The following is a 3,659-nucleotide window of genomic DNA, read 5'->3' on the forward strand; positions in this document are numbered from 1 at the left end:
TGGCATGTCCGTTGCAACCACCCCTGCCAAGGCGTCCTCGCACCTGCGCGACGCAACGCGTACTTGAATCAGGAGCATCCCATGAGCACTGAATTTTTCTGGCGTCTGCCGCTGGGCACCGATGGTCCGCAACTGACCACCGACAAACACAATCGTGGCAACCCGGACTATCGACCGGGCAACATCGCACCGGGGCGCTTGCCCAACGGCGAACCGGATGATTTCACTTACATCGACTACATCGCCCAGGTCGCGAAAGCGGCGGAACTGGCCGGGTTCGAAGGCGCCCTGCTGCCCACCGGCCCGGAGCCGTGGATTGCCGCAGCGGCCCTGGCCCGGGAAACCCGCCGGATCAAATTCCTGATCGCCTTCCAGGCCACCTGGACCTTGCCGGCCTATGCCGCGCAACAAGCGGCCATCCTGCAAAACCTCAGTCGCGGCCGCCTGGAGTGGAACATCATCACCGGCGGCAACCCGGCCAGTCAGCGGGCCAACGGTGACTTCCTCGAACACGACCTGCGCTACAAGCGCACCGGCGAATTCCTCGACATCATCCAGGGTCTTTGGCAGAACGAACGTTTCTCCTACGACGGCGATATCTACCAACTGGAGAACGGCGCCCTGCCCCATGGCTTGCAAAACGAACGCAAACCCGGCGTGTATTTCTCCGGTTTTTCCGATGCCGCGCTGGATGTCGCCGCCAAACATGCCGACGTTTACCTGAATTGGGCCGAGCCGATCGACAAGCTCAAGCCGCACATCGAGCGCGTCCGCGAACTGGCGGACAAACAAGGTCGCAGCGTGCGCTTCGGCCTGCGCGTCGACCTCTTCGCACGCGAAACCGAAGAGCAGGCCTGGAAAGATCTGCGCCGCCAGTTCGACAAGCTCGAAGGCAAGAGCAGCGTGGTCGCCAAAGGCTTTACCAGCGGTTCCGATTCAGTCGGTGGCGCACGGCAAACGGCTTACCACCAGAACGTCGATCGCTTTGATGACCTGATCATTGGCCCGAACCTGTGGGCCGGTTTCGCCAAGGCCAAACCCGGGCCGACCGTGGGCCTGGTGGGCAGTCACCAGAACATCGCCGAACGCCTGTCGGAATACCGCGACGCCGGTTTCTCGACCTTCATCCTCGCCGGCAATCCGCACCTGGAAGAAGCCCTGCGCATCGGGCAGGAAGTGCTGCCGCTGGTGCATCAGCGCCCTGTCGCCCAACCGCAAACTCACTTGAAGGCCAGCGCCTGAGCGCGGCGGGAGAATCATTCATGACGCAAGCCCTCGACACCCTCTGGTACACCCGCTGCCCGGTCCCGACCGGGCTCGGTATCGCCGTGCAAAAAGGCTGGCTGCAAGACACCGTCGGCGCGCTCGGCACCGAGGTTCAATCGCTGCGCGAGTCCACTGACAAAGCGGTTCGCGAATCGCACTTCGATCACACCTTGCGCAACTCGGTACGCCACGGCGGCAACATCCCGGCAATCTGGGCCCGTGCGCAGGGCCGGGAAACCCGGGTCATCGGCCTGTCCTGGGCTGATGAAGTGCAACTGATCCTGACCCGCGCCGACAGCGGCATCAAAACCGTCAAGGACCTCAAGGACCGTCGTTTCGGCTTGCCGGACTGGGCTGGCGCGCAGATCGACTTCACCCGCGCCCAGGCCCTGCGAGGCCTGGAAAACGCCCTGAAACTCGAAGGCCTGCAAGTCGGCGACGTGCAATTGGTGAACTTCCGTTATGACGGCACGTTCAGCGACCCGCAGGTGCAAACCGTCAACGGCACGCCGGTCAGCGCGCAGCGGGTCGAGGGGCGCAACCTGGAACTGGTGGGCCTGCTGCGCGGTGAGGTCGATGCGATTTTCCTCAAGGGCGCGAGTGCCGCCCGGCAGGCCCACGAGTTCGGCCTGCACACGGTGATCGACACCGGTTCGCACCCGGAACCGCTGATTCGCAGCAACAACGGCACCCCACGCACACTGGCCGTGGACCTGAACCTGCTGGACCAGCATTTCGATGTGGCCACCGGCATTCTTGATTCGGTGCTGCGCGCCGAACAATGGGCGCACACCCACCCGGAAGAAACCCGTCGCTACCTGGCTCGGGAAACCAACAGCAGCGAGTACTGGGTCAGCGCCGCGTACGGCGACGACGCGCACCTGCGCCTGCGCACCGAACTCGACGAACAGGCCATCGCCGCGTTGCAGGATTTCACCCACTTCCTGCATCGCTGGCGCTTCATCCCGAAAAGCTTCGACGTGCGCGACTGGATCGATCCGCGGCCGTTGCAAGCGCTGCTGGCAACACCCACCGCACTGGCTGGCTAACCCGCCGGATTTCATGGATTGGAACTGAAGACCCTTATGAGCAAACCACTCGATACCCTTTGGTACACCCACAGCCCGGTGCCCACCGGGCTTGGCATCGCCGTGCAGTCCGGACGCCTGGCGGAAGCCTTTCTGCCGTTCGGCACCAATATCCAGTCCTTGCGCGAGTCCAGTGAACGGGAAGTTCGCGAAGCTCATTACGACCATCACCTGAAAAATTCGGTGCGCCACGGCGGCAATATTCCAGCGATCTGGGCCTACGCCAGCGGCGTGCAAACCCGGGTATTGGGGTTGTCCTGGAGCGACGAGGTGCAGTTGATCCTGACCACTGCGGAAAGCGGCGTGAAGAGCATTCGCGACCTGAAGAACCGCCGCTTCGGCCTGCCGAAATGGGCCAACGTGCAGATCGATTTCACCCGCGCCCAGGCCCTGCGCGGACTGGAAAACGCCCTCAAGCTTGAAGGCCTGGAGGTGTCCGACGTCGAGCTGGTGGATTACCCCTACGGCGGTACTTACAGCGACGATCAAAAACAGCATGTCTTCGGCTCGGAAGTCAGCCTCGGTGTCACGCGCTTCAGCAAGCGCAACAACGAACTGATCGGACTGCTGCGCGGCGACATCGACGCGATTTTCCTCAAGGGTGCGCACGCCGTGCACCTGGCGAACGAGTTCGGCTTGCAGGTGGTGGTCGATACCGGCTCGCACCCTGACCCGTTGATTCGCTCGAACAACGGCACGCCACGGACCCTGACCGTGGACACGCACCTGCTGCACGAACATTTCGATGCCAGCGTGAAAATCGTCGACACCGTGCTGCGCACCGAGCAATGGGCGTGGGCCAATCCGGAAGAAACCCGACGCTTTTTGGCGCGGGAACTCAATACCAGCGAGTACTGGGTGGCCGCTGCGTATGGTGAAGATGCGCATCGGCGTTTGCGTACGACCCTGGATGCGCGCTCGATTGAAGCGTTGCAGGATTTCACCGATTTCCTGCATCGCTGGGATTTCATTCCACGCCGTTTTGATGTGCGTGAGTGGATTGATTTCAGCGTGCTGGAAAAGGTGATTGGTTCGACGTCACGATTGGCGGTTTGAGGTTTTTTGTCATTTGTGAGGGCGCCTTCGCGGGCAAGCCTCGCTCCTACAGGGGTTGTGTGTCGGCCACAATAAATTTGAACGACACACCACCCCTGTAGGAGCGAGGCTTGCCCGCGAAGGCGTCTCACGATTCCAACCGTTAATCCGCGTGCGCCGCGACCCCGTGTAGGAGCCGGCTTGCTGCGGGCGGCGTTCCGGCGATGGCGTATTCAACATCACCGCATTGCTCGCCCAGCAACACCCCCC

3 protein-coding genes are annotated in these 3,659 nt (G+C 62.3%); all 3 read left to right on the forward strand.

What is annotated here, in order from left to right; translation table 11 throughout:
* Positions 1-81 precede the first annotated feature (81 nt).
* Genes KGA97_RS29200 through KGA97_RS29210 form a run of 3 tightly spaced genes read left to right on the forward strand, consistent with a single transcriptional unit; the run spans position 82 to position 3,410 of the window.
* On the forward strand, positions 82-1,242 hold the full coding sequence (locus KGA97_RS29200) for an LLM class flavin-dependent oxidoreductase (protein WP_192417597.1): 1,161 nt from the start codon (positions 82-84) through the stop codon (positions 1,240-1,242).
* A 20-nt stretch (positions 1,243-1,262) separates the two neighbouring features.
* Positions 1,263-2,315 carry an ABC transporter substrate-binding protein gene (locus KGA97_RS29205; protein WP_008029138.1) on the forward strand — a complete coding sequence of 351 codons (1,053 nt, stop codon included), beginning with the start codon at positions 1,263-1,265 and terminating at the stop codon, positions 2,313-2,315.
* A 36-nt stretch (positions 2,316-2,351) separates the two neighbouring features.
* On the forward strand, positions 2,352-3,410 hold the full coding sequence (locus KGA97_RS29210) for an ABC transporter substrate-binding protein (RefSeq protein WP_008029136.1): 1,059 nt from the start codon (positions 2,352-2,354) through the stop codon (positions 3,408-3,410).
* The last annotated feature ends 249 nt before the right edge of the window (positions 3,411-3,659 follow it).

The sequence above is a fragment of the Pseudomonas sp. BF-B-15 genome (assembly GCF_019946675.1).
Taxonomy (GTDB): domain Bacteria; phylum Pseudomonadota; class Gammaproteobacteria; order Pseudomonadales; family Pseudomonadaceae; genus Aquipseudomonas; species Aquipseudomonas migulae.